Source organism: Streptomyces sp. YS-3 (genome assembly GCF_045257485.1).
Lineage (GTDB): Bacteria > Actinomycetota > Actinomycetes > Streptomycetales > Streptomycetaceae > Streptomyces.
The window spans coordinates 1-856 of record NZ_JBJHPC010001116.1 but is presented as its reverse complement, the minus strand read 5'-3'; the positions used below and the strand labels follow the sequence as shown (position 1 = coordinate 856).

Below are 856 nucleotides of genomic sequence, written 5' to 3'. Positions count from 1 at the left end.
GTACGGGGTTACGGGGTCGCCGCACTTGGTGCAATCGAGGCGCTTGCCGCACTTGCCGCACATACGGCTTGCCGGGGCGACGCCCCGGCCTCCTCCCGCAGATCCTTGAGCATCGGCTCGGCGTCCCGGGCGGCGCGCAGGGCCGCCGGGTCCAGATCCGCCCAGACGATCTCCTCGGCGTGGGGGCCGGCCTCGGCCACGAGGCGCCCGTCCGGCCCCCACACGGCGCTGCTCCCGCAGGTGTCCCACTCCCCCGTACGTCCGACGTGGTTGGCGAGCACCGCGTACACCGTGTTGTCGAGGGCTCGCGCGGGGAACCAGACCCGCGACTCGTGGTAACCGTTGCCGACGCCGAACAGTGCGCCCACCACGTACGCGTGACAGCCGTCCAGCGCCGCCGCGCGCGCGTGCTCGGGGAAGCCGGAGTCGTAACAGACCCCGAGACCGAGCCGCCACCCGTCGACGTCGAGGGTGAGGCCGCCGGAGCCGGGCCGGTAGACGGCACGCTCGGACTTGAAGAGCGTCTGCTTGTCGTAGCGCGCGAGGACGCCGGACCCGTCGAGGACGAGGGCGGAGACGTACAGCTCACCGCCGTCGTACACGGCGGCTCCCACGACGGCGACGACCCCACTCTCCCGACAGGCGTCCACGACCACGCCGAGCCGAGGATCTCCGCCCCCGCTCACGGCACACCGCTCGGGCTCGGCCCGGACGAGCTCGGGCTCGTACCCACTGAGGAACTTCTCGGCGAACACGACGACCCGGGCCCCACCCTCCCCGGCCTCACGGACTAGCCGGGCGACGGTGGAGGCGTTGGTGGGGATGTCACCGGGGACGACGGGGGCCTGGATGGCGG

At 73.0% G+C, this 856-nt stretch carries 1 protein-coding gene; it reads right to left on the bottom strand.

Annotation, left to right across the window (positions count from 1 at the left end):
- Nucleotides 1–8: 8 nt before the first annotated feature.
- Nucleotides 9–856 (bottom strand): carbon-nitrogen hydrolase family protein (locus ACJA3G_RS37845; RefSeq protein ID WP_406557525.1); only part of this gene is annotated, 848 nt, incomplete at its 5' end.